The sequence below is a fragment of the Pandoraea sp. XJJ-1 genome (assembly GCF_026802345.1).
GTDB classification, from domain to species: domain Bacteria; phylum Pseudomonadota; class Gammaproteobacteria; order Burkholderiales; family Burkholderiaceae; genus Pandoraea; species Pandoraea cepalis.
Window position 1 is genome coordinate 3,096,396 of the sequence record NZ_CP113827.1, and the last position, 22,360, is coordinate 3,118,755.

Annotated in this window: 22 protein-coding genes; 9 read left to right on the forward strand and 13 right to left on the reverse strand. The window is 63.2% G+C overall.

The window, feature by feature from the left end; translation table 11 throughout:
* Window positions 1-61 precede the first annotated feature (61 nt).
* Entirely contained in the window at window positions 62-700 is a 639-nt protein-coding gene (locus tag OYT13_RS14135; protein ID WP_017233343.1) for a glutathione S-transferase family protein, read from the reverse strand.
* Window positions 701-985: 285 nt separating this feature from the next.
* Here OYT13_RS14135 and OYT13_RS14140 point away from each other — a divergent pair, with 285 nt between their 5' ends.
* On the forward strand, window positions 986-2,113 hold the full coding sequence (locus tag OYT13_RS14140) for an aminotransferase class V-fold PLP-dependent enzyme (protein WP_026131832.1): 1,128 nt from the start codon (window positions 986-988) through the stop codon (window positions 2,111-2,113).
* 77 nt (window positions 2,114-2,190) lie between these two features.
* On the opposite strand, the gene OYT13_RS14145 is transcribed toward OYT13_RS14140, so the two are convergent.
* From OYT13_RS14145 to OYT13_RS14155, 3 genes are all read right to left on the reverse strand, one after another.
* On the reverse strand, window positions 2,191-2,682 hold the full coding sequence (locus OYT13_RS14145) for a cupin domain-containing protein (RefSeq protein WP_017233341.1): 492 nt from the start codon (window positions 2,680-2,682) through the stop codon (window positions 2,191-2,193).
* Between the two features lie 203 nt (window positions 2,683-2,885).
* Window positions 2,886-3,191: a panthothenate synthetase gene (locus OYT13_RS14150; protein ID WP_268566452.1), complete on the reverse strand. Its 306-nt coding sequence runs from the start codon at window positions 3,189-3,191 to the stop codon at window positions 2,886-2,888.
* Between the two features lie 130 nt (window positions 3,192-3,321).
* Window positions 3,322-4,329, reverse strand: a complete 1,008-nt coding sequence (locus tag OYT13_RS14155) for a DUF72 domain-containing protein (RefSeq protein WP_261938428.1) — start codon at window positions 4,327-4,329, stop codon at window positions 3,322-3,324.
* Between the two features lie 302 nt (window positions 4,330-4,631).
* Between OYT13_RS14155 and OYT13_RS14160 the strand changes: the two genes are divergently transcribed.
* From OYT13_RS14160 to OYT13_RS14175, 4 genes are all read left to right on the forward strand, one after another.
* Window positions 4,632-5,966, forward strand: coding sequence for a GGDEF domain-containing protein (locus tag OYT13_RS14160; protein ID WP_017233338.1), 1,335 nt, complete (start codon window positions 4,632-4,634; stop codon window positions 5,964-5,966).
* A 34-nt stretch (window positions 5,967-6,000) separates the two neighbouring features.
* Complete coding sequence (locus OYT13_RS14165; protein ID WP_017233337.1) at window positions 6,001-6,582, forward strand: TMEM175 family protein; 582 nt, start codon at window positions 6,001-6,003, stop codon at window positions 6,580-6,582.
* A gap of 67 nt (window positions 6,583-6,649) precedes the next feature.
* Window positions 6,650-6,868 (forward strand): RNA-binding S4 domain-containing protein, encoded by a 219-nt coding sequence (locus OYT13_RS14170; RefSeq protein WP_017233336.1) that lies wholly within the window; start codon window positions 6,650-6,652, stop codon window positions 6,866-6,868.
* Window positions 6,869-6,988: 120 nt separating this feature from the next.
* Window positions 6,989-9,619: a sensor domain-containing protein gene (locus OYT13_RS14175; protein ID WP_017233335.1), complete on the forward strand. Its 2,631-nt coding sequence runs from the start codon at window positions 6,989-6,991 to the stop codon at window positions 9,617-9,619.
* A gap of 11 nt (window positions 9,620-9,630) precedes the next feature.
* Here the strand turns inward: OYT13_RS14175 and OYT13_RS14180 are convergent, their stop codons facing one another.
* On the reverse strand, window positions 9,631-9,864 hold the full coding sequence (locus tag OYT13_RS14180) for a DUF3717 domain-containing protein (RefSeq protein ID WP_017233334.1): 234 nt from the start codon (window positions 9,862-9,864) through the stop codon (window positions 9,631-9,633).
* A 327-nt stretch (window positions 9,865-10,191) separates the two neighbouring features.
* On the opposite strand from OYT13_RS14180, the gene OYT13_RS14185 reads away from it, so the two are divergent.
* The 4 genes from OYT13_RS14185 (at window position 10,192) to OYT13_RS14200 (ending at window position 12,205) form a co-directional block, all read left to right on the forward strand.
* Window positions 10,192-10,656, forward strand: coding sequence for a hypothetical protein (locus OYT13_RS14185; protein ID WP_261938426.1), 465 nt, complete (start codon window positions 10,192-10,194; stop codon window positions 10,654-10,656).
* 78 nt (window positions 10,657-10,734) lie between these two features.
* Window positions 10,735-11,061, forward strand: a complete 327-nt coding sequence (locus tag OYT13_RS14190) for a hypothetical protein (RefSeq protein ID WP_017233332.1) — start codon at window positions 10,735-10,737, stop codon at window positions 11,059-11,061.
* A gap of 447 nt (window positions 11,062-11,508) precedes the next feature.
* Entirely contained in the window at window positions 11,509-11,820 is a 312-nt protein-coding gene (locus OYT13_RS14195; protein ID WP_017233331.1) for a hypothetical protein, read from the forward strand.
* A 190-nt stretch (window positions 11,821-12,010) separates the two neighbouring features.
* A complete protein-coding gene (locus OYT13_RS14200) occupies window positions 12,011-12,205 on the forward strand; it encodes a rubredoxin (RefSeq protein WP_017233330.1) in 195 nt (64 codons plus the stop codon).
* Window positions 12,206-12,236: 31 nt separating this feature from the next.
* On the opposite strand, the gene OYT13_RS14205 is transcribed toward OYT13_RS14200, so the two are convergent.
* The 8 genes from OYT13_RS14205 to rplT form a co-directional block, all read right to left on the reverse strand.
* Window positions 12,237-12,479: a hypothetical protein gene (locus OYT13_RS14205; protein WP_017233329.1), complete on the reverse strand. Its 243-nt coding sequence runs from the start codon at window positions 12,477-12,479 to the stop codon at window positions 12,237-12,239.
* Window positions 12,480-12,657: 178 nt separating this feature from the next.
* On the reverse strand, window positions 12,658-14,241 hold the full coding sequence (locus OYT13_RS14210; RefSeq protein ID WP_083902261.1) for a sensor domain-containing diguanylate cyclase: 1,584 nt from the start codon (window positions 14,239-14,241) through the stop codon (window positions 12,658-12,660).
* Between the two features lie 464 nt (window positions 14,242-14,705).
* A complete protein-coding gene (locus OYT13_RS14215) occupies window positions 14,706-16,934 on the reverse strand; it encodes a bifunctional diguanylate cyclase/phosphodiesterase (RefSeq protein WP_268566453.1) in 2,229 nt (742 codons plus the stop codon).
* A gap of 453 nt (window positions 16,935-17,387) precedes the next feature.
* Window positions 17,388-17,774, reverse strand: a complete 387-nt coding sequence (locus OYT13_RS14220) for a MerR family transcriptional regulator (protein ID WP_017233326.1) — start codon at window positions 17,772-17,774, stop codon at window positions 17,388-17,390.
* Between the two features lie 79 nt (window positions 17,775-17,853).
* Entirely contained in the window at window positions 17,854-18,246 is a 393-nt protein-coding gene (locus OYT13_RS14225) for an integration host factor subunit alpha (protein ID WP_017233325.1), read from the reverse strand.
* A gap of 62 nt (window positions 18,247-18,308) precedes the next feature.
* Entirely contained in the window at window positions 18,309-20,747 is a 2,439-nt protein-coding gene (pheT, locus tag OYT13_RS14230) for a phenylalanine--tRNA ligase subunit beta (RefSeq protein ID WP_268566454.1), read from the reverse strand.
* Window positions 20,748-20,833: 86 nt separating this feature from the next.
* On the reverse strand, window positions 20,834-21,847 hold the full coding sequence (pheS, locus tag OYT13_RS14235; RefSeq protein ID WP_017233323.1) for a phenylalanine--tRNA ligase subunit alpha: 1,014 nt from the start codon (window positions 21,845-21,847) through the stop codon (window positions 20,834-20,836).
* 151 nt (window positions 21,848-21,998) lie between these two features.
* A complete protein-coding gene (gene rplT, locus OYT13_RS14240) occupies window positions 21,999-22,358 on the reverse strand; it encodes a 50S ribosomal protein L20 (protein WP_010806048.1) in 360 nt (119 codons plus the stop codon).
* Window positions 22,359-22,360: the final 2 nt, after the last annotated feature.

Here is a 22,360-nt window from a genome sequence, read left to right on the forward strand (position 1 = left end):
CGTGATGGCGTGATGCGGATGAGCGGGGTGGCGGGTTGCCCGCCCCCGGTTCGGCCGGTCATTACGCCGCGAGTTGTTTCGCCAGTTCGGCATCGCGCTGCTGCGCGCGCACGAACGAGTCGCGGGCGCGAAAGCGTTCCACGTAGCTCATCACGGCCGGGGTCGGCGGCACGAGCTTGAATTGCGTGAGGAAGTGCATGGCGTTGCCCCACAACGCATCGGCCGCCGTGAACGACTCGCCCAACCACCACGGACCGTCGTTCTGCGCCAGATGCCGCTCCAGCGTCCACATAACGGCATCGTAGTCGCCATACGGCGAGCGCGAGCGCTCGGCGCCGTCGCGCCCCAGCGACTTGTCGACCACCGCCGGCTCGACACACGAACCATAGAACACCATCCAGCGCAGATAGGCGCCGCGGCGCGGATCGCCCGGCATCGGCGCGAGTCCTTTCTCTGGATACAGTTCGGCGAGATACATGTAGACCGCCGCCTGTTCGGTGACGATCGCATCGCCATGACGGATGGCCGGCACCTTGCCCATCGGATTGACGTCCAGATACTCCGAGCCACGTTGCTCGCCGGTGGCGAAACGCAGCAGATGAAGATCGTGCTCGGCCTGCAGTTCGTCGAGCAGCACCAAAACACCTGACGAGCGCGTGTTGGGGGCGTGATAGAACGTGATGCGTCGATCAGTCGTCATGGGCTTGTCTCCAGTCCAGCGCCAGGGGGAGCGGCATGTCCGGGTCGGCAAGGGGCCCAGGCGACCGCCGTCGGATTTCGGGAAATCTTACTGCATCGCGTCGGGCGCTGGCCGACAGGTCCGGCGCCCGCGTGCGAAGATAACGAACGAAACTGTTCCCCGGGCGAGCCGCATTTATGATTTGATACCGCTGAAGCGACGCAAATCGGCTTCCCGCTCACCTGCAGGTGGCTTTTGTGAGCCCCTGTTCTTGATTTTCATACTCGTCTATTGTCGGAGGCGGACGTGCCAGGACTACTTCCCGATGTCGACCGCGAGGGACTCCTCGAATATTCGGTCGTGTATACCGACCGTTCCATCAATCACATGTCGCGGCGCTTTCAAGGCGTGATGCGCGATATTTCCGATACGCTGAAAAGCGTCTATCACGCGAAGTCGGCGGTCATCGTCCCGGGAAGCGGGACGTTCGGCATGGAGGCCGTGGCCCGGCAGTTTGCAACGAACAAGAAGTGCCTCGTCATTCGTAACGGATGGTTCAGCTTCCGCTGGTCGCAGATTTTCGACATGGGCGGCATACCGTCGGAATCGACGGTCTTGAAGGCGCGTCCCGTCGAACCGGGAAGGCAAGCGGCCTACGCACCGGCCCCGATCGACGAGGTGGTCGCGGCAATCCGGGAACACAAGCCGGATCTGGTCTTTGCCCCGCATGTCGAAACTGCCTCCGGCATGATGTTGCCCGATGCCTATTTGCGCGCGGTGTCCGACGCGATTCATGCCGTCGGCGGTATGTTGGTCCTGGATTGCATCGCGTCCGGCACGGTCTGGGTCGACATGCAGGCGTGCGGCGTCGACGTGCTGATCAGCGCCCCGCAAAAGGGGTGGAGTGCGCCGCCCTGCTGCGCCATGGTCATGCTCAGTGCGCTTGCCCGCGAACGGATCGACACCACCACGAGCACCAGTTTCGCCTGCGATCTTCGGCAATGGCTGCAGATCATGGAAGCTTATGAGAACGGTGGATTCGCGTATCACGCCACGATGCCCACGGACAGTCTTGCGACATTGCGCGACGTCATGAAAGAGACCGAGGCGTACGGCTTCGACAAAGTGAAAGCGGAACAGCTTGAACTCGGTGCGCGCATTCGCGCGCTCCTGACGGAGCACGGATTCAAGAGCGTGGCGGCCGAAGGTTTTCAGGCGCCGGGGGTCGTGGTCAGCTACACCGATGACGACGGCATTCGATCCGGCAAGAAATTCGCCGATGCCGGTTTGCAGATCGCCCCCGGCGTGCCGCTGCGATGCGACGAGCCCGACGACTTCAAGACCTTCCGTATCGGATTGTTCGGTCTGGACAAACTGCACGACATCGACGGCGCGGTGGCCCGGTTCGCCAAGGCAATGCAGAGTATTGTGTAGCGTTTCTCCGGCGCATGCGGGGCGCTAGCCGCCCTCGCATCGGCCGGTCTCCAACCTGGGGTGACCGGCGGACGGCGTCATTTCTTGCCGACGCTACCGCCCACCACCTCAATCGCTGAAAGATCCACGAGATTCGAGGGCATCCCGATACCGGGATTGCGGAACATCCGTTTGTTCTGGCGGGGATAGTCGCAAACATCGTGGGGAAGTCTCTCGCCGACGACGATGCAACGCAAGGTCTCGGAACCGGTATTTCGGATCGAATGCGCCAGACCGCCCTTCCGGTAACCGATGAAATCCCCCGGGCCAATGGCGAATGCCTCATCCCCGATCACGGCGGTTGCCGTTCCACTCAACACATAGACGCACTCGTCTTCGTGATGATGGAGGTGGTACTCCGTCGTTTCACGGCCCGGCTCGACTTCAACAATGTGGAATCCGAACCCGCTAAGCCCGGTCGCGTCGCCCAGCGATTTGTTGGTACGTATTGCATTCGGGTTCCGGAAATGCGTTTTCGTGACGCCATCCATCCCGGCGATGTCTTCGCTTTTGATCAGGTACGTGCTCATTGCAGTAGCGCCTCGTTGTGGACGGTGACGTTCCATTCTATGGGAAGTCGCGCCGCCGGCATGGCAACGTCGACTATCGGCGCCTTCTTTTGAACGCAGTACTCACGGCGCTCCTGCTGTGCGGCAGCGTGATGTGCCTGTCCCGGGTTAGCACACCACGGCATGGGAGCGGTTAGCCTCGCTCGCACGCCGTGCCGCGCGCCCTATTTCCACTTCGAGCCAAGCGTTTCGAGTCCAGCTTTCTTGAGGTCATCTGCCACCATCACCACGCGAAACTCACAGTCGGCATTGAACGTAAGAAACCATGGCTCCGCGAATTTTGGAATCTGCGACGGCTCCTCAAGGTTCACGACGAGGATTGCTCCGCGTGTACCGTTCTGCTCGGTGAAGTAGGCTGCTTCCGGTTTCATCTCTGCGAGAACCCTCTCTATTAATTCTCCGATGGAGCCATCGCGCACAAAACTGTTGAATGGCTCGTGAGGTATTCGTATGTTGAGAAGCATTCGCATCGTCGTTCTCCTTGAATGTGTCCGAAAGGACGCTTCAAGGATAGGAGTTCGTCGCGTTATTGGCTGCGTTATTCAGCAAGCAAGCAAAGCGCCATCGGGGGCGCTCATGACCCATCTCTGACTGACACCCTCACGGCGCGACGGCATCAGAGCCGAGGATGCTCATCAACGACCTGGCATTGCGCTGCCCCTGATCCTCGTAATTGTTGTTGAACACTACATACACGCGGGCGACTTCCTTGGCGATGACGCGAATCGGATCAACCAGCGCCACCAGTTCCGCGTCGCGATAATCGTAGTTGAAGCGGTCCGACGCGGCGGTGCTATCCCGCACATTCCATGTCGCCTGATTGCGCCCGTGCAGGCGCACGACAGCGGCGAGCGGCGTGGTCGTCGCCCAGACCATCGGGATGCTGTTGGCGAAACCCTGCGGCTCGTCGACCACGGTGTTGACCCAGCCCAACTCGCGCAGCCACGCCAGTGTGGCCTCGCCGTGCGCCCCGTCGAACCAGCCGCGGTGACGAAACTCTGCCGCCACACCGTAACCCCGCATCCGTTGCGCGCACGCCTCGACGTGCGCGCGGCTCTCGCGATTCCCCGTCAGCCAGGGCGGAAACTGAAAATGCACCAGCCCCAGCTTGCCCGCCTGCCGCAACGGCGCGAGCGCTTCGAGATAGCGCCGCCAGATCTCGTCTCTGAGCGCGTCGGGAATGTCCTTGTAATACACGTTCGCGCGCGGGCCCGGCGGTAGCTCGGCCTGCAAATCCCTGGGCAGCGCAATGCGGGGCGTCTGGTGCCCCGTGAGCAGGCGGAATGCCTTGATGTTGAAGACGAACGCGCGCGGCGTGCGCTCGGCCCAAAGCTGCGTGTTCGATGCCGACGGCATGGCGTAGTAGCTGCTATCGACCTCGACCATCGGAAACTGGCTCGCGTAATAGCGAAGCCGCGCCTCGGCCGACGCATGCCCCGGCGGATAGAACCGCTTGCACGCAATCAGCGACTTGTCCGTCCACGACGCCGTGCCGATGTACACATTCTGGCCAGCCGTCGCGACGCTTGTCGAGGCGTCGGAGGCGTCGGAGGCGTCGGGCGTCAGCCAATCAGCCTGCCCCGCAGTGTGCGATTTCACTCGGCTCATGCCAAATCCTCCCGTGGCGGCAAGCGTCGCGTTCGTTGGGTTGCGTCGCGCCAGTATAGGGCTAGCGCGCATGTCGGGGATGGGGACTGGACTGGGACGAACGACTGCCATACTGCGCGCTGATCTGATCCGGCACGCGTTCCCCGCACCGTGCCGTTTATGCGGCCCGCAGCTCACCCTGCGGGTCGCCTTTTTCGGATCCCCGTTTTCGTCACCGGTGCCATCGGCAGGTTCTCGGCCACGCTATCATGGGCCAATTGCCATCACGCCTGTCATCCCGTTACGCCCGCCGAGTGCCCGCCATGACCGAACGCCTGCCCGTCGAACGCTCAAAAGCTTATCGTCTGCTCAATCACGGCCCGACCGTTCCCGTGGGAAGTGCGCACGACAGCGCCCATCGCAGCGCCGACGAGGTCACTCAAGCGATCGCGCAGACCGCCCACGCGCTCTGGCGCACACACGGCACGACGGGTTCCACGTCGTCGCATTTGCCAAGTGACGACAGGCGGGGCAGAATTGACGCCGTCACCGACATCATCGATCGAGAGTCGCCTTTGGCGTCCACCCATCGCGACATGACCGCATCCGAAGCCGACCTCCACGCATCGCATGCCCCCGCTTCCACGCCGCGGCATGGGCCGATACCCGACACGCCCGTTGACGAGGCCGAACGCCTCGCGGCGCTGCGTCGTTACGAAATTCTCGACACGCCACCCGAGCCCGCGTTCGATCGCATCGTGCGTCTTGCGTCTTATTTGTTCGGCGCACCGATGTCGCTCGTCTCGCTGATCGACGAGTCGCGCCAGTGGTTCAAGGCGCGCCAGGGCATCGACACGCCGCAGACCCCGCGCTCGATGGCCTTCTGCGCGCACGCGATTCTCGGCGACGATGTGCTCGTCGTGACCGACGCCCGTGCCGACCGGCGCTTCGCCGACAACCCGCTGGTCACGGGAGAACCCAACATCCGGTTCTACGCGGGCGCGCCGCTGCGCACGCCCGAAGGGCATCGCTTGGGCACCCTGTGCGTGATGGACCGCCGCCCCCGCACGCTCGACGACGAGAAACGCGCGCTGCTCGCGGATCTGTCGGCGCTCGTCGTCGACGCGCTCGAGCTGCGTCGCGTCAATCGAGTGCTTGGCGAGATGGCCATGCGCGACGCGCTGACCGGCGCACTCAACCGCCGCGCCTTCCTGATACAGGCCGAACGCCTGTTTTCCACCGCACGCGCTCAGCAACGCCGCTTATCCGTGCTGATGCTCGACCTCGACCATTTCAAGCGGATCAACGACGCGTGGGGCCATGCCATCGGCGATCGCGTCATCGTGGAGTTGACGCAGGTAGTGCGCGCCACGCTGCGCAAGGGCACGCCGATCGGCCGCCTGGGCGGCGAGGAGTTCGCGGTGCTGCTGCCCGAGGCCGACGCCCAACGCGCCATGCAGGCCGCCGAACGCCTGCTCGTCGCGATCGGCAACGCCAGCGTACCCGGCGGATCCAGCGACCCCATCCGCTTTTCCGTCAGCATCGGTATCGGCAGCCTCACCCCGGACGATGCCGAATTCGGCACCCTGCTGCAACGCGCCGACCGCGCGCTGTATGCGGCCAAACAGTCCGGGCGCAACCGCCTGGCCGTGATGTGACCCCCACCCGCGACCGACAACAACAACGAACACAATGGGCAAGAGCCGACTGGAAGCCTTCAGCGATGGCGTGATCGCCATCATCATCACGATCATGGTGCTGGAGATGAGAGCACCGCACGGCAGCGAGCTGTCCGATCTCCTGCCGGTCGCCCCAACGTTCCTCACCTACATCCTGAGCTACATCTACGTCGGCCTGTACTGGAACAACCATCACCACCTTTTCCATGTGGTTCAGCGAGTCTCGGGCAGCGTACTGTGGGCCAACCTGCATCTGCTGTTCTGGCTGTCGCTGGTGCCGTTCGTCACGCGCTGGCTCGGGGAGAACCATTTCACCGCCTGGCCGACGGCGCTCTACGGCGTGGTGCTGTTCATGGCGGCTGTGGCGTACTACCTCCTCACGCGAGCATTGCTCGCCGTGCATGGCGCAGGAGGAAATGCAAAGCTCGCCGCCGCCGTGGGGCGCGACGTCAAGGGCAAGCTGTCGGTCGTGGCCTACGCGCTGGCCATCGGACTGGCATTCGTGATGCCGGCACTCTCGCTCGTGCTCTATGCCGTGGTCGCCGCCGTCTGGCTGATCCCGGATCGCCGGATCGAACAGGTAATCGAGTCATAGGGCTGCGGACTCGCAAGCACGGTGGCAGTCGACGCGCATCGCGTTTTTACGTAGTATCCGGTCCATCATGCAAAACGTAACCTTTGAACTGACGGGCGAATTCGTCGCCCTGAACGACTTGCTCAAGCTCGCCGGCCTCGTGGATTCGGGCGGCGCGGGCAAAGTGATGGTAGCCAGCGGCGCGGTCAGCGTCGACGGACGGCAGGAGACCCGCAAGACCTGCAAGATCCGCGCCGGTCAGACCGTTTCGGTCGACGGTGTTCGCATTCGCGTCAAGGCGGCTTGATACCCGGTTTCCCCCATGTGAGCCTGCCCCCGCAGGCCGCTATACTTAAAAGCGGTTTTTGGCGTGTCAGCCCAAGTCACACCCGACAATGTCCACAGGACGTCCGAGGAGGCCGTTGCGATGGTCGTGCCCCGTTCACCGTCCGTCGCCGGCACCGCGCCGGGGCGCGAGGCGCTGCTCGCGGCGCTCGACCACTCGTTGGGCATGCTCACGCTCACGCCGGATGGCATCGTCGTCGATGTCAACGACAAGCTGCTCGGCATGTTCGGTTACGCGCGCGCCGACCTGCTTGGCCAGCCGCACGCACTACTGTGCGAACCCGGCGATCCCACATGCGGCAATGCCCTGGCCCACGTCGCCAGCACCCGGCGCTCGCACACCGGACAAGTTCGCCGTCGCCGCCGCGACGGTCGCCCGATCTGGCTCGAAGCCACTTACAACCCCGTCATCGACGACGACGGTAATCTCGCCTTCGTGATCAAGCTCGCCGTCGACGTGACCGCGCGCGTGGAGCGCCAGGCGGCCGACGACGCCCGCCTGCACCTGCTCTCGCTCGGCGTCGACGAGACCGACAACGCCGTGCTCATCACCGACGCACAGGGTTGCGTGTGCTACGTCAACGCCGGGTTCACGCGCATGTTCGGCTACGCTGCGAATGAGGTCGTCGGCCAGTCCACCCGGCTGCCGTTGGGGGAAACCGCGACGGGCGACGTCGCCGACAGTGCATCGGCCGTCGATATCAAGGAGGCCCTTGCGCATTGCCTCGTCGCCGCCCGCGACGGCCGCAGTTGCCACAGCGAAGTGCTCGTGCGCACGCTGCAGCGCCAGCCGCTGTGGGTCTCCGTCGTGACGAACCCGATGCTCGACGCGAACGGCAAACTCCTCAACGCCGTGGTGCTTTTCACCGACATCACGCAATCGAAGATTCAGGAAGTGCTGCAACACAAGGCGCTCGCCGCGATGGTGCGCGATGCGCCCCTCGTCGAAGTGCTCACGCTCATCTGCCGCGAACTGGAGCAGATCGCGCCCGAGGTCGTGGCCTCGGTGGTGCGGGTCGATTCGGAAGGCCGGTTGCGCCCGCAAGCGGGGCCAAGCCTGCCCGCGCAGTATCACAAGAACATCGAAGGCCTGGCCATTGGACCGAACGTAGGCACCTGCGGCTCGGCGGCGTTTCATGCGCGCCCGGTGATCGTGACCGACATTGCGAACGACCCGCGCTGGGCCGATTTCCGCGACATGGCGGCCGAATTCGGATTGGCCGCGTCGTGGGCCATGCCCATCATCGCGAACGACGGGCGGGTCCTCGGGGTGCTCGGTTTCTATTACCGCACGCCGCGCAGCCCCGACGCCCTGCATGAACGACTCGTCGACGTCTGCGTGCATCTGTGCAAGCTGGCCTTCGAGCGCGACGAGTCGCGCACGCGCATCCGCCAACTGGCGTTCTCGGACAACCTCACCGGCCTGCCCAATCGAAGCATGCTCGGCGTGCTCGCGGCACAAGCCATTGCCAGCGCGGCGGAGCTGAACGCGCGCATGGCCGTCATCTTCATCGACCTGGATCGCTTCAAGCAGGTCAACGACTCGCTCGGCCACCAGGCAGGCGACGCCCTGCTGCGCACGATCGCCCAGCGCTTGAGACGCTCGCTGCGCGGCGCCGATATCGTTGCGCGTCTGTCAGGCGACGAGTTCGTGGCCATGCTCACCGAGTGCGATCCCGAGCGACTCGATATTGCGCTCGAGCGCATGCGCAGCGCGTTGCGCGCGCCATGCCAGATCGATGGCGTGACGCTCGCACCGTCGGGCAGCTTCGGCATCAGTCTGTATCCGAATCACGGCAAGGAATTCGACATGCTTTTGCAGCGTGCAGACATGGCGATGTATCAGGCGAAGATGACCAGCCCGGGCAGCGTACGCGTCTATCACGAAGACATGAACATCCACGCGCAGGAGCGGCTCGAGCTGGAGACCGCCCTGCGCGACGCCCTGCGGCACGGCAAGCTCGCGCTTTTCTATCAGCCGCAGATCGATCTGTCCGACGACTCGGTCTACGGCGCCGAGGCCCTGACGCGCTGGACGCATCCGCAGTACGGCGACGTGTCGCCGTCGCGCTTCATTTCACTGGCCGAGGAGTGCGGCCTGATCGGGGAACTCGGCACCTGGACGCTGCGCGAGTCGTGTCGCCAGTTGGCGGATTGGCGCCGGCGAGGCGTAGGCATCGGCAATGTGTCGGTCAACCTGTCGCCCACCAACTTCCACGATCACAACCTGCCGCGTACGATTGCCGACGCGCTGGCCGATCACGATCTGCCACCATCGTGCCTCGCCATCGAGATCACGGAAAGCGTGTTGATGGACCACAATCCGACCACGCTGCGCATCATCGACGAAGTCCACGGCATGGGCGTGCGCCTGTCGATGGACGACTTTGGCACCGGCTACTCGAGTCTGGGTTATCTGCGCCGCCTGCCGGTCTCGGAGTTGAAACTCGACCGCAGCTTCGTCCATGACATTACCCGCGACGAAACGGTGCAGGCGCTGACCAATGCCATCATCAGCATCGGTCGCAATCTGCGCCTGACGGTCGTGGCGGAAGGGGTCGAGGACGAAGCCCAGCGAGCGCTGCTCTTCGCGCAAGGGTATCGTGTCGCGCAAGGGTATCTGTTCTCCCCCGCCCTGTCGGCCGTCGACGTCGAACGCTGGCTCGAACAATGGTCGGCACGCCCTCCCTCACCGAACCCCGTCCCCGCCTGAAACATCGGGAATCACGGCGCGAGCCCGAGTTCCATCTGATGCAGGGCCGTCTCGATGGCCTGGCTTTGCTCGGCGTCGAGCGCGTCGGCGCCAATGCTCGTCTCACGGCGGTAGATCATCTGGCCATAAATGTTGGCCAGCGCGCGCGCCGACTGGCACAGCGACCAGTGGCTGTCGGCGGCCTGACGGCCCGTCCAGTAGTTGATCGCCTGCTCGATTTCGGCGATGGAATAGTTGGCTTTCATGAGAGGTTCTGTCTCGCCGCGAAGTGGAATACTGTGATTATATACAGCAGACAAGAAATCGGTAAGTTGCCCATGTCATGACCGGCATCGATCCAGATCGATTCGGGTCCGCGCATGCGTCGATTCTCAGGCGCGCGTTTCGGAACTGCAACACTTGATGCCGGGGCATCGCCAAAAACGGTCCCGCATACCTCGACATTCTTCACAAAATCAACCACTTACCAGTTCCGGCACGATATTGGCTTCAGCTTCGTGAAAACGCCGTGCAGCCGCTTGCCATGCTCGCCCTGCTCGCGTCCCCAACGATCGCCCCGACGGAGCCGACCCATGCCGCCGAGACACGCTACGCCACCGGTTCTACCGGTTTTCCCGTCCGCCGTGCGCCGCGTGATGCTGCTTCGGTTTGGCATCGTCGCACTCTGCGTGCTGATCGCATCCGGCGCACCACGGGTCCATGCGCAATCGGTGCCGCCCGCCGGCGCCGCACCCACCGATCCCTTTCATCAACCGTGTGTCGCCGTGCGCGCCTCGCCGGAAGCGTCCGCCCCGGGAGCACGCGGTATGCGCCACGGCGTCGCTGCCCTTCGGACCGTCGCGACGACACCGGCTGCAGGACGCGTGGTACGCAAGCAATACGTCGACCTCGACAACCGCTGCGCAACACCGCCCGCGTTCGCGCCGACGCGCGATGTCGACGCGACCTCCACCTGGCATGTGGACGCGCCGGCAGGCGACATGCACGCGGCCGCCAAGCCTTCCGGGACACACGCCTTGCGCGGTCTCGCGTCCTGAGCGGCGGCGCACGACGTTTGCTATCCTGCGTCTTTCGCACGCCCACGTCGTTGCGCCCCCAGAGTTTCCGGAACCTCAATGCCCGCCAACACGCCCAACAGGCCCGACACGCCCAACACTTCTGACAAGTCGCGCGGCACCCTCCGCTCGCCCGCCGACGGCATGCCTCCACCGGGCGCGTTGCCGCTCGCTTGGATCGGCTTGCTGGCCGCTGCCGCCTGGGTACTCAAAAGCCCACACCCCACGTGGGCCGTCGGTGTGATGTGTCTTTGCGCCGGCCTGATCTCATCGTTCGGCGCACGTCGCCGCGGACGCAGGGCATGGCCCGCCTTCTTCACCGGTCTGCTCCCCGTCGGCGTCGCGCTGTTCTTCGCGTTGCTGATGTTGCGCCCGCTGCTTCGTTGACAACGCCTCGTCAAGTGTTCGTGTGGCTTGCAAGCCATGACCGGCGAGCCCTTCTCGTTACGCACTCAACGACCGATGAGTTACCCACAGCTTCTGTGGATAACCCACTGGATAACTGGGCACTCGCCCGCCGAGACGCCCGCCGTTACACGCTGTCAAGAGGATTGCCCGTTTCAGCGTCAGCATTGGATAAATTTTTTAAGCTTGACGTTTCACCGCGCATCTGTGCGCAGGCAAAACCCTTTGACGTGAAGCAAGCCTGCGGAAAATCCCGCCGCAATTCGTGTGAAAAGCGGGGTCCCCGCACGCATGGAAGGGTTCGCAGCACAAGCGAATCGGCCTATGATGGAATTGCGCGATACCTCGCCATGCATGACTTGGGATCCTCGCCGGATCCGCACGTCAGTGGCCGCTTCGCTTTCCAGTAACCCCGGGAGAACGTCTCGTATGACCCAATCCGACAAGCCGTCCGTTACCTCCGCCTCATCACCTGTCGACGCGTCCACGACCGAAGCGGAGCGCGTCCATCTGGACGATCTGCTCGCGCGTCACTCGGTCACGGAAACGGTCGACCGCGCGTCCGTCATCGACTTGATCAACGAGTTGCGCTCGCCTGAAGTGAAAACGGCGGAAGACCGTGATCGGGTCGTCAAGGAAAGCCGCTTGTGGCGGGAAGTGTCGCACCGCGACACCGCCATTTCGCTGATCAATTCGCTCGCGCAGATGGCACCGATCTTTCTGAACCAGATTCACTGGTGATGCTTGTCGCGCCGGCCGTCGCCGGCGCGATGCGCCTTCTTTCGCTTCAATCCTGATTTGCACGCTTGCCGCGCCGATCCATGGATCTGGATTAACGTTGCGTGCGGACACCTTGGTGGGTGAGCGGGACCTTGCGCCGCGTGTGCCTTACAATGCGGGTCGCTTAAGCGCTTCCTGTTGACCCGACACCATGACGACCACGCTGAACACCTCGACCGACTTCAAGAACTGGATCTGCCTGATCTGCGGATGGATTTACAACGAAGCCGAAGGCGCACCGAACGACGGCCTTGCGGCCGGTACGCGCTGGGCCGACGTGCCCGCCGACTGGCGTTGCCCGGAATGCGATGTGGCGAAGGCGGATTTCGCGCTGTCCGAGTTCTGAGTGCGATAGCGCCCGCCCGATCGGTGCAGGCTCAGTGATGCCAGCCCCATCCGCGGCCCCGGCCGTGCCATCCGCGATCATAGCCACCGTCGTAATAGCCGCCCGATATCCCGAACGTCACGACCGGTGCGGGGGCAACCGCGTAGCCCGGCGCATAGCCATAACCGTCGTAATAGGCGTTGCCGTACGCCGGCGCGCCATAAGGCACGGCCACGCAACCGGCCATCATCAGGGCGACGGCAGCGCCGCCCGCCAGCCAAAGTAAGCGTTTCACGATGAAGTCTCCCGCATGAGCTGTTCGAGTCGTGCGCGAAACGGATCGACGCCAGCCCGTCAGCGGCTCATCGATTTTCGCAGCACCCGTTTGACTCGTTAGACAGGTATGTTCCCGCGAAATGCGTGATGGGGCACATCATCTTTGGTTACCAAATGTGACATCGGTAACCGTGCGATCAGAAAACCCAGCAGCGGTCGCGACCGGCACGTTTGGCGCGGTACAACGCCATGTCGGCTCGTTCGACCATGGTCATCGGCGAGTCGCCGTCCTGCCACTCCGTGATGCCGAAACTCGCCGAGAAACGCAGCGGCGGCTCACTGCCTTCCAACGATTCGCGCTTGCAGCGCTCACGAATGCGATCCGCCACGCGCAGTGCATCGCGCTCGCTCGCCCCCGGCAGCAGAATCGCGAACTCCTCGCCACCAATGCGGCCGATCAGGTCGTCGCCGCGCAATGTCGACGAGCACACCAGCACGAATCGGCACAGCACCTGATCGCCGATGGCATGCCCGTAAGTGTCGTTGATGGACTTGAAGAGATCGAGATCGGCCACGATAAGACTCATCGGCTCGTTCTTGCGTTGCGTGCTCTCCAGCAACCGCTCGAAGCGATGGAAGAAGTAGCGTCGCGTCAGGCTGCCCGTCAATTCGTCATAACTGGCTTCGAACGCCAGTTGATGATTGGCCGCGCGCAGCACCTCGTTCGACTGACGGGCTTCGCGATGCTTCACACGCTCACGCCAATAAGTCCAGCCGGCGAGCGTTACGATGATGACGCCGCCCAGATACAGCAAGAAACATAACACCAGGTCCTTGGCATGCTCGCGCGTGAGTGCCTCCCAGGCGTCGACACCCTCCACCGCGTAGACGGTCAGGTCATTGCTCGAACTCGGACGCGACGTGATCACGAACGGCTTCCGGGACTCGTCGAATGCCGACATCCGGTCGAGCAATTCCTGAGGCACCCAGGCGTTCGAACGACCGGGGGCGCGCTTGAACGGGGAGATGGGCATGCGCGCGAAGTCGTCGTGCTGGTACAGCGCCATGCGCTCGGCCTCGGACAGCTTGCCCAGCTTGCCATCGAGCATGAAACGATCCTCGAAACGAGGGTCGTTCGCCATGATGACCACGCCATTGCCGTCAACGATGAACGACTCTCCGCTACCCACCCAATGACGCAATCGCGTGAGTCCGATCTTGGTCATCACGACACCGATCAGCGCGCCCTTGCGATACACCGGGGCGCTGAAATAAAGGCCGGGCGCCTGATGCTCCCAGCCTGCGGCATAACTCTCGAAACGTCCGCCCAACAGGGCATTCGTGACGTAGGGCATGTTGGCCACGGACTGCCCGATCGGCGACGGCTCATCGCGGAAATTGCTTGCGGCCACGCACACGCCATGAGCGTCGATCAGCCACACCCGGTCAACGCCGAAGTATCCCTGAGCGCCTTGCAGAAATTCGTTGGCACGATCCACGGTCTCGGGCGCCGGGGCGTCGCCCCCCGTCGCTCGCAGCACGTCACGCAGCAAACCGACTTCCGCCAACGTGGCGGGGATGGCGCGCACCATCGCCAGATCCGTGTTGATGGCGTGAATCATGCCGTCGGCGACGCGGTCGGCCACCATTTGCCCCGCGTCAACGCTCTGAGCGAGCTTGTCGCCGACCAGCGACGTGGCAGTCCTGTCCGCCGCCATCCAGCAGGCGACCAGCACGCCAACCGAGACGCTGGCGGCATAAAGCCAATGTCTAATCCTCATCCGAAAATCAAACGCTCGTTCTAATATTATTCACTTCTTACGTTGGCGACGTATCCACTGCATTCGTGTCGCGCTTCCGTCATTTCCCCGGACAGAAGCTCTGGCCGCGGCTGACATTCTGAGTGCCAGTGAATTGCCGCCAATTCTGGTCTGCGCGTCGAACTCGTTCCCCCTTTTCCCCCTTTTTTGCGATCCACGGCGTGTCGCGCCACGCGCCTCCGGACCCTGGCTGCTCCGCATTGCCCACCCCGACAACGGCAGCCGCCCCCGCTCTCCAGCGCAGTGCGCGGCGCACGGCCACCCGCTCATGCCGCCCGACTTCATCACGACTACGACTGATTTTATCGCACGCCAACGATGAACTCGTACCGCCAAACATCAAATCACGAATTTATTACGATCACCGATTTAATCTATTAATTAGCCGAATACGTCGCTTGTTCGCATTGGTCAATGGGTCCGCTTTATTCGCAAATCCCCAAACGCGCGATGACCGAATCAATCTCTTCGATTTCCACCGGACGGGAGAATAGGTAACCCTGTGCGCACAGTGGCACGAAATGACGCAGCCAATCCAGTTGCCGCGCATTCTCGACGCCCTCGACAATCAGCTCGATACCCAGCGAACGCGCAATGTTGACGATGTTCGAGATCATCAGGCAAGAACGTGACGAATCGGGAATCGACTCCACGAACGAGCGATCGACCTTGAGCGTGTCGACAGGAAAACGTGTCAAGTAGGACAACGACGAGTATCCGGTACCGAAATCGTCAAGCGCAATGCGCACCCCGGCGCGCTTGAATTGCTTGATCTTCATCTCTACGAGCGCCGGATTCTTGACCATGACCGACTCGGTGACTTCCAGCTCAAGTCGATTCGGTTCGACGGCGTACGCCCTCATGAGACGCTCGACCAGCTCGCCAATGTCGCCGCGCCAGAACTGCACCGACGAGACATTGACGGCCAGTCGCAGCGACGCCATCGGCGTGCCTCGCCATGCCGCCAGTTGACGGCACGCCTGCGTCAGCACGAACTCGCCGATGGCCACGATCTGTCCGGTCGTCTCCGCCAGGGGAATGAACTCGCCCGCGCTCAGCACGCCGCGTTCCGGGTGACGCCAACGAATCAACGCCTCCATGCCGCGCACGCAATCGGACTCGAGCGCGACGATGGGTTGATAGGCGAGGAAAAACTCGCCGTTGACCAACGCCTGCTCCATTTGCCGCTCCCACACGACGAGCTGATGCGCCTGATACGTCATCTGCTGCGTATAGACGCGCACCACGCTCTTGCCGGCCTCCTTCGCGGAGTACATGGCGAGATCGGCCTTCTTGATGAGGTCGGCTTCGGTTTCCTCCGGTTTGGACCAGAAGGTCACCCCAATACTCGCGTGAAGCGCGAACGACGTGCCGTCCGCCACCATCGGCGACTTGAGGGTGGCGAGCAACGTCTCGCCCAGCGGCTCGGCGGCGTCGGTTGCGCCGTTGCCTGTGAGCAGCACCATGAATTCATCGCCGGCAAAGCGCGCCAGCATGGCCTCTGGTGGCATGCGCGGGGCAAAGCGCTCGGCCACCTGCCGGATGATCTCGTCACCCTGCGTATGACCCAACGTGTCGTTCACGCTCTTGAAATTATCGAGGTCGATGTGCAGCAGCGCCACCTTGCCGACCTGGTCGGGCACGGACAGCGCACGCCGCAACGCCTCCATGAGCGCATAGCGATTGGGAAGTCCGGTGAGCGCGTCGAACGAAATCAGTCGCGTGAGCTGCTGATCCCGTCCGATCAGCCGCTGCATCAGGTAGGCGATAAGCACGAAGAACACGATGAGCGCAACCGACACGAAGGTGGCCATCGTTAAATAAACCCGCGCGACATGCCGATGCTCGGTCAGCGCTTCATCCAGCGACAGTCCGACCTGAACGGCGAGCGGATAGTCCCGCAGATGGCGGTATGCCACGATACGTTCGATGCCATCGATGGGATCACGCTGGATACCGGAACGGCGTTGCGCTGCCGAGAACGGCGGCAATTCCCCCGTGCCGGCGATGGCAACGCCGGCGCCGGTGCTGCGCGCGAGCATGGCGTTGTCGTCGGCAATGACGGCGACCTCGCCGTATTGGCCCAGCACGGCGTTCGTGTAGAAGTCCGTGGTGAAGTAGTCTGGCGCCTGCGACACGATCACCACACCGGCGAAGCTACCATCGGGATGATTGAGCCGCCGGGTGAACTGAAGCACCCACTTGCGCGACACGCGCCCGAGCACCGGATGACTGATGAACAGGTTGTCGTTCGAGAGTTCCTGATGCACCCGGAAGTGCTCGCGGTCGGCGATGCTGATCCCAACGCCGCCGGCGATCGTCGTGGCCACGATGTTGCCGCTCGCATCGGCCAAACTGACCTGCACCATGAAGGGATCTTTGACCGTTCCTTCGGCGAGCGCTTGCTTCAGATCGAAGTGTCCCTGACGTCGCTCGAATTCGTATTTCACGAAACGCGTCAGTTGATCGACCTGACGGATGGCCCGCAACGTATGCTGCTCGAGTGCGGTCGTCACGGTCGACGCCGAGGCCGCGGCGTCGCGCAGAATTGCCTGACGCTCGATGGCGATGCGCCATAGCACCGCCGTCCAGACGAGGATCAGAATCAGGAGACCGAAAATCAGAATCGCGGCGATCGAGCGATGGGGCGTCATCCAACGCCCGTGTCGCGCTCCCGTTGTGCTCGGTTCCGCCATAGGTGGAGATCCTCTCAGCCTTTGTGCCAAAACGCGCAAAGATCGGTGTTGGCCCGGTCGTCAATAGGATCCAGCGGTCGTCGCCAACGGACGCCATGGTTTCCGGCAAGTGTAAGGCAATCGCGGCGCCCCCGGAAGTCGTTTGGCGTTTCCGCGTTCCGGCAGGGGGACGGGGTGGGCGCGAGCACCGCCCCACCCCACGGCGTGCCATATGTCGGATTACGGATATTTCGGCCACCGCCGCACTAGGAGAATCCCGAAGTTCGAGGCACGGTTCGAGGCGCGCCCCAGCAGCCGAATGCCACGGGATGCGTCACAAGCACTCGCTATCGCGTGGCTTCAGGCATTGACGGCAAAAGCGAAGACAGTGCAAGCGCACGAGGACCGCCACCACCGATGCGTACGCCTTGTTCAGGACTTGAGCAGATCGATGACCGCCTCCAGACGATGGCGTAAGTCAGCCACGTCGAGGGTCGTCTCGGGTTCGGTCAATGCGGCCGACTCGCCCCCGTGCCCCGCAGCCGCGCGGGCGCCACGCGGCGTGTCGGCATCGAGGCGATTGCGCGCACCATTGATGGTGAAGCCCTGCTCATAGAGCAACTCCCGGATACGCCGGATCAACAGGACTTCATGGTGTTGGTAGTACCGTCGATTACCGCGCCGCTTGACGGGGCGCAGTTGCGTGAACTCCTGCTCCCAATAGCGCAGTACATGCGGCTTGACGCCACACAGCTCACTCACCTCACCAATGGTGAAGTAACGCTTTGCGGGAATCGGCGGCAAGGCAACGTGATCCATCGCGGCGTTAGCGGAATGGGACGACGGTTAAACAGCGGAGGAAAAACCAACGGCCGCCACAGAAAGCGGCGGCCGGGAATCACTTGCCCAGCACGCCTGATTCCACCATCGACTTGAGTTTCTGGCTGGCGTGGAAGGTCACCACCCGACGCGCGGCGATCGGAATCGCCTGGCCGGTTTTCGGATTGCGGCCCGGTCGTTGCGGTTTGTCGCGCAACTGGAAATTGCCGAAGCCAGAGAGCTTGACGCTGTCGCCAGACTCAAGCGCATCGCGGATCGATTCAAAGAAGGCCTCGACCATATCCTTCGCTTCGCGCTTGTTCAGACCGACTTGCTCGAACAGCAACTCGGCCAGTTCGGCCTTGGTCAGCGTCGGTGCTTCGGTCGAGACCTCGTTCGTGTCGCTGCGACCCAGCGCGATGCGCTGCGCCGCGAGCATGGCTTCAAATTCACCAGGATTCATTTCGTTCATACGTCCCACGCGATGGCGATGACAGTGCGATAACCAACTCGCAAGCGGATGTTGACTGAGTTTCAGGCGCGCAAACGTGCGCCGAACCGTTCTACCCGTTGTACCAGTGCGTTGATGGCGCCCTGGACCGTCTCGTCTTGCAACGTACCCGAGGGGTCCTGCAGAGTAACACGAAACGCCACGCTTTTGTCCTGAGCCCCCAGCGAGCCCGAGGCTGCACCGGCCTTCGGACGGAACTCGTCGAACAGGCGAACCGATTGCACGACGCTGCATGCCGGATCGTCGTGACGCGCCGCCAGCATGGCGTCGATCAGCCCTTGCACCGGCTGCGCCTGATCCACCACCAGCGCGATGTCGCGCGTGACCGGCGGGAACTTCGAGATGTCCTCGTAGCTCGCGACGTCGCGCACCAGCAGCGCTTGCGCCTCGATCTCGAACAACACCGGCGCATGCGGCAGGTCGTACTTCTGTTGCCAGCGCGGATGCAGCTCGCCGATGATGCCGACACGCTTGCCATCGACTTCGATCGCCGCGCTGCGTCCCGGGTGCAACGCCGGGTGTTCGGCCTTCACGAAGCGTGCCGTGCGCGGGGACAACAGTGCTTCGAGATCGCCCTTCACGTCGAAGAAATCGACCTGACGCGTTGCCGCGCCCCATTGCTCGTCGAGCACCGGGCCATAGGCCAGCGCCGCGACCGTGAGCGGCTGACGGTAACCGCCAACGCTCAACTCGCCCGAGGCGACCGTATTGTCGCGATGGTAAGTGCGGCCAATTTCGAATACGCGTACACGCGACGCCTTGCGATTCAGGTTGTAGCGCGTGCTCGCGATCAGGCTGCCGATAAGCGTCGAGCGCATCACCGCCAGGTGGCTGGCGATCGGATTGAGCAGCTTGATGGGGTGATCGTTGCCGGCGAAATCGGCTTCCCACTCCACGTCGACGAAGCTGAAGCCAACCGTCTCGTGATAATCGCGCGCCGCCACGGCGTGACGCAACGCGTGTTGCGAGCGGCGGCCTTCCTGCGTCGGGCGCATTTCGCTTGCGGCGACCGGCGGATTGGCCGGAATGCGATCGAAACCGTAGATACGTGCAATCTCTTCGATCAGATCTTCTTCGATTTCGATGTCGAAACGATACGACGGCGGCGTGACGCTGAACACGCCATTCTGCAAGGTGAAAGGCAGACCCAGGCGCGTGAAGATCTCGCTCATCTCCGCCTCGGAAACCGGCACGCCCAGAATCTTGATGGCACGCGCGACACGCAGGGTCACGGGCCGACGCTCGGGCAACTGTGCGATCTGGTCTTCAAGCGGACCGGCCTGGCCGCCGCAGATGTCCAGCACCAGTTGCGTGGCCCGCTCGAGGGCACGCCCATTGCCGGCGAAGTCGACGCCGCGCTCGAAGCGGTGCGAGGCATCGCTTGTGAAGTTGTACTTGCGTGCCCGGCCCTGAATCGCCTGCGGAAAGAAGAACGCGCCTTCGAGGAAGATGTTTTGCGTGTCCAGGCCCGCCTTGGTCGAGTCGCCGCCCATGATGCCGGCAAGTCCAATCGGACCGCTGGCGTCGGTGATGGCGAGCACGTTCTCGTCGAGCGTGACGGTCTGTTCGTTGAGCAGCTTGAGCGTTTCGCCCGCCCGCCCGAAGCGCACGTCGATCCCGCCTTGCAGGCGGTTCAGGTCGTAGACGTGCAGCGGCTGGCCCAATTCGAGCATCACGTAGTTGGTGATGTCGACCAGCGCGGAGATGCTGCGCTGACCGGCGCGCTCAAGGCGCTCGACCATCCAGCGCGGCGACGCTGCGGCAGCGTTCACGTTGCGGATGATTCGGCCGCCGAAGCGCCCGCAACCTTCCGGCGAGCTGATGCGTACCGGCAGCGTGTCGGCGATCGTCGCGGGCTGAGCGCCCTGCCCCGGCAAGTCCTTGAGCGGCGCGCCGGTGATGGCGGCCACTTCGCGGGCGATGCCCAGCAGCGACAGGCAATCCGCTTTGTTCGGCGTGAGCTTGACGACGAACACCGTGTCGTCGAGATCGAGATACTCGCGGATGCTCATGCCGACCGGCGCGTCGTCCGGCAGGATCATCAGACCGCCGTGGTCTTCCGAGAGCTTCAGTTCGCGCGCCGAGCACAGCATGCCGAAACTCTGCACGCCGCGCAGCTTGCCGATCTTGATCTGGAACGGGGTGCCGCCGGCCTCGGCCGGGGGCAATGCCGCACCCACGGTCGCGCACGGCACCTTGATGCCCGGCGCCACGTTGGGGGCGCCACACACGATGGTGAGCGTCTCGCCGGTACCGGCGTCGACCTGGCAGACGTTCAGACGGTCAGCGTCCGGATGCCGGGCGACGTCGAGCACCTTGGCCACGACCACACCGGTAAACGGCGGGGCGACCGGGTCGGTTTCCTCGACTTCGAGCCCGGACATCGTCAGGGCATGCGCCAACGCGTCCGTCGACAAATCCGGGTCGACCAGGGTACGCAGCCACGATTCAGAGAATTGCATGGATCAGTTCGCTCGCAGTTAAGTCTTCACTTCCGAGAGCCCGGCGGCAGCGGCTTCGCGCGCCCGTCCGGGGCCGTCGGCATCGATTACATGAATTGGCGCAGGAAGCGCAGGTCGTTCTCGTAGAACAGTCGCAGATCCTGCACGCCGTAGCGCAGCATCGTCAGACGCTCCAGACCCGAACCGAACGCGAAGCCGATATAACGCTCCGGGTCGAGTCCCATGTTGCGCACGACCGTCGGATGCACTTGCCCGGACCCCGAGATTTCCAGCCACTTGCCGGCGTTCTTGCCCGTTTCGAACTGCATGTCGATTTCGGCGGACGGCTCAGTGAACGGGAAATACGACGGGCGGAAACGCACCTGAATGTCGTCGCGTTCGAAGAACTTGCGCAGGAAATCGGTGTACACGCCCTTCAGGTCGGCGAAGCTGATGTCTTCGGCAATCCACAGGCCCTCGACCTGATGAAACATCGGCGAGTGCGTGGCATCCGAGTCCACGCGATACGTGCGGCCCGGCGCGATCACCTTGATCGGCGGCTTGTTCATGCGCGCGTAACGCACCTGCATCGGGCTCGTGTGCGTGCGCAGCAGCAGCGGCTTGCCGGCGTCGTCGTTCCCTTCGATGTAGAACGTGTCTTGCATCGAGCGGGCGGGGTGGTTCTCCGGGCTGTTCAGTGCCGTGAAGTTGAACCAGTCGGTTTCGATTTCGGGGCCGTCGGCCACGTCGAAACCAATGGAACGGAAAATCTGTTCAACGCGCTCCCAGGTGGTGAGCACGGGGTGCAGGCTGCCAGCGCCCAGGCCTCGGCCCGGCAGCGTGACGTCGACGGCCTCGGCCGACAAGCGCGCGTCGAGCAGCGCGTCGGCCATGGCCTGGCGGCGCGCCTGCAGGGCGCCTTCGATCTGTTGCTTGGCCGCGTTGATCCGTGCGCCTTCATGCTTGCGCGCGTCGGGATCAAGCTTGCCGAGGCCCTTGAGCAACTCGGTCAGTTGGCCGGTCTTGCCGAGAAAGCGGGCCTTCTCGTTTTCCAGCGCGGCGGCGTCGGGAGCGGCGGCGAACGCACGCTGCGCTTCGCTGACGATAAGTTCCAGATCCATATGCTACAGACTCAAGTTAGGCGGTCGGAATGGCCGCAGATGCCAGCGAAAAAACCAGCGAAAAGGCATGCGAAAAACAAAAGGGGGCTCCGATGAGAGCCCCCTCCTGGCGAATGGCGCGCGGTAAAGCGCGCGATACGCTAACTACAGCTTAGGCTGCGACGGCGGCTTTCACCTGGGCGACAATCGCGGCAAACGCCGGCTTGTCGTTGATGGCCATGTCGGACAGCACCTTGCGGTCGAGTTCGATCGAGGCCTTTTTCAGACCAGCGATGAACACGCTGTAGGTCATACCGTGCTGACGCACACCTGCATTGATACGCGCAATCCACAAGGCGCGAAACACGCGCTTCTTGTTACGGCGATCGCGATAGGCGTACTGCCCAGCGCGCATGACCGCTTGCTTGGCGATGCGGAAGACGTTATTGCGGCGGCCGCGGAAACCCTTGGCAGCAGCGATGACTTTCTTATGGCGGGCCCGTGCGGTGACCCCACGTTTGACTCGAGGCATGT

Bases quoted from the DNA above. Each gene is read 5' to 3' on its own strand.
- OYT13_RS14220 (WP_017233326.1), bottom strand. From the start codon at position 17,774: ATGGATCACGTTGCCTTGCCGCCGATTCCCGCAAAGCGTTACTTCACC.
- OYT13_RS14160 (WP_017233338.1), top strand. From the start codon at position 4,632: ATGACCGAACGCCTGCCCGTCGAACGCTCAAAAGCTTATCGTCTGCTC.
- OYT13_RS14225 (WP_017233325.1), bottom strand. From the start codon at position 18,246: ATGAACGAAATGAATCCTGGTGAATTTGAAGCCATGCTCGCGGCGCAG.
- OYT13_RS14215 (WP_268566453.1), bottom strand. From the start codon at position 16,934: ATGACGCCCCATCGCTCGATCGCCGCGATTCTGATTTTCGGTCTCCTG.
- OYT13_RS14180 (WP_017233334.1), bottom strand. From the start codon at position 9,864: ATGAAAGCCAACTATTCCATCGCCGAAATCGAGCAGGCGATCAACTAC.
- pheT (WP_268566454.1), bottom strand. From the start codon at position 20,747: ATGCAATTCTCTGAATCGTGGCTGCGTACCCTGGTCGACCCGGATTTG.
- OYT13_RS14210 (WP_083902261.1), bottom strand. From the start codon at position 14,241: ATGAGGATTAGACATTGGCTTTATGCCGCCAGCGTCTCGGTTGGCGTG.
- OYT13_RS14195 (WP_017233331.1), top strand. From the start codon at position 11,509: ATGACCCAATCCGACAAGCCGTCCGTTACCTCCGCCTCATCACCTGTC.
- OYT13_RS14175 (WP_017233335.1), top strand. From the start codon at position 6,989: ATGGTCGTGCCCCGTTCACCGTCCGTCGCCGGCACCGCGCCGGGGCGC.
- OYT13_RS14190 (WP_017233332.1), top strand. From the start codon at position 10,735: ATGCCCGCCAACACGCCCAACAGGCCCGACACGCCCAACACTTCTGAC.
- OYT13_RS14170 (WP_017233336.1), top strand. From the start codon at position 6,650: ATGCAAAACGTAACCTTTGAACTGACGGGCGAATTCGTCGCCCTGAAC.
- pheS (WP_017233323.1), bottom strand. From the start codon at position 21,847: ATGGATCTGGAACTTATCGTCAGCGAAGCGCAGCGTGCGTTCGCCGCC.
- OYT13_RS14185 (WP_261938426.1), top strand. From the start codon at position 10,192: ATGCCGCCGAGACACGCTACGCCACCGGTTCTACCGGTTTTCCCGTCC.
- OYT13_RS14145 (WP_017233341.1), bottom strand. From the start codon at position 2,682: ATGAGCACGTACCTGATCAAAAGCGAAGACATCGCCGGGATGGATGGC.
- OYT13_RS14155 (WP_261938428.1), bottom strand. From the start codon at position 4,329: ATGAGCCGAGTGAAATCGCACACTGCGGGGCAGGCTGATTGGCTGACG.
- OYT13_RS14200 (WP_017233330.1), top strand. From the start codon at position 12,011: ATGACGACCACGCTGAACACCTCGACCGACTTCAAGAACTGGATCTGC.
- OYT13_RS14150 (WP_268566452.1), bottom strand. From the start codon at position 3,191: ATGCGAATGCTTCTCAACATACGAATACCTCACGAGCCATTCAACAGT.
- OYT13_RS14165 (WP_017233337.1), top strand. From the start codon at position 6,001: ATGGGCAAGAGCCGACTGGAAGCCTTCAGCGATGGCGTGATCGCCATC.
- rplT (WP_010806048.1), bottom strand. From the start codon at position 22,358: ATGCCTCGAGTCAAACGTGGGGTCACCGCACGGGCCCGCCATAAGAAA.
- OYT13_RS14135 (WP_017233343.1), bottom strand. From the start codon at position 700: ATGACGACTGATCGACGCATCACGTTCTATCACGCCCCCAACACGCGC.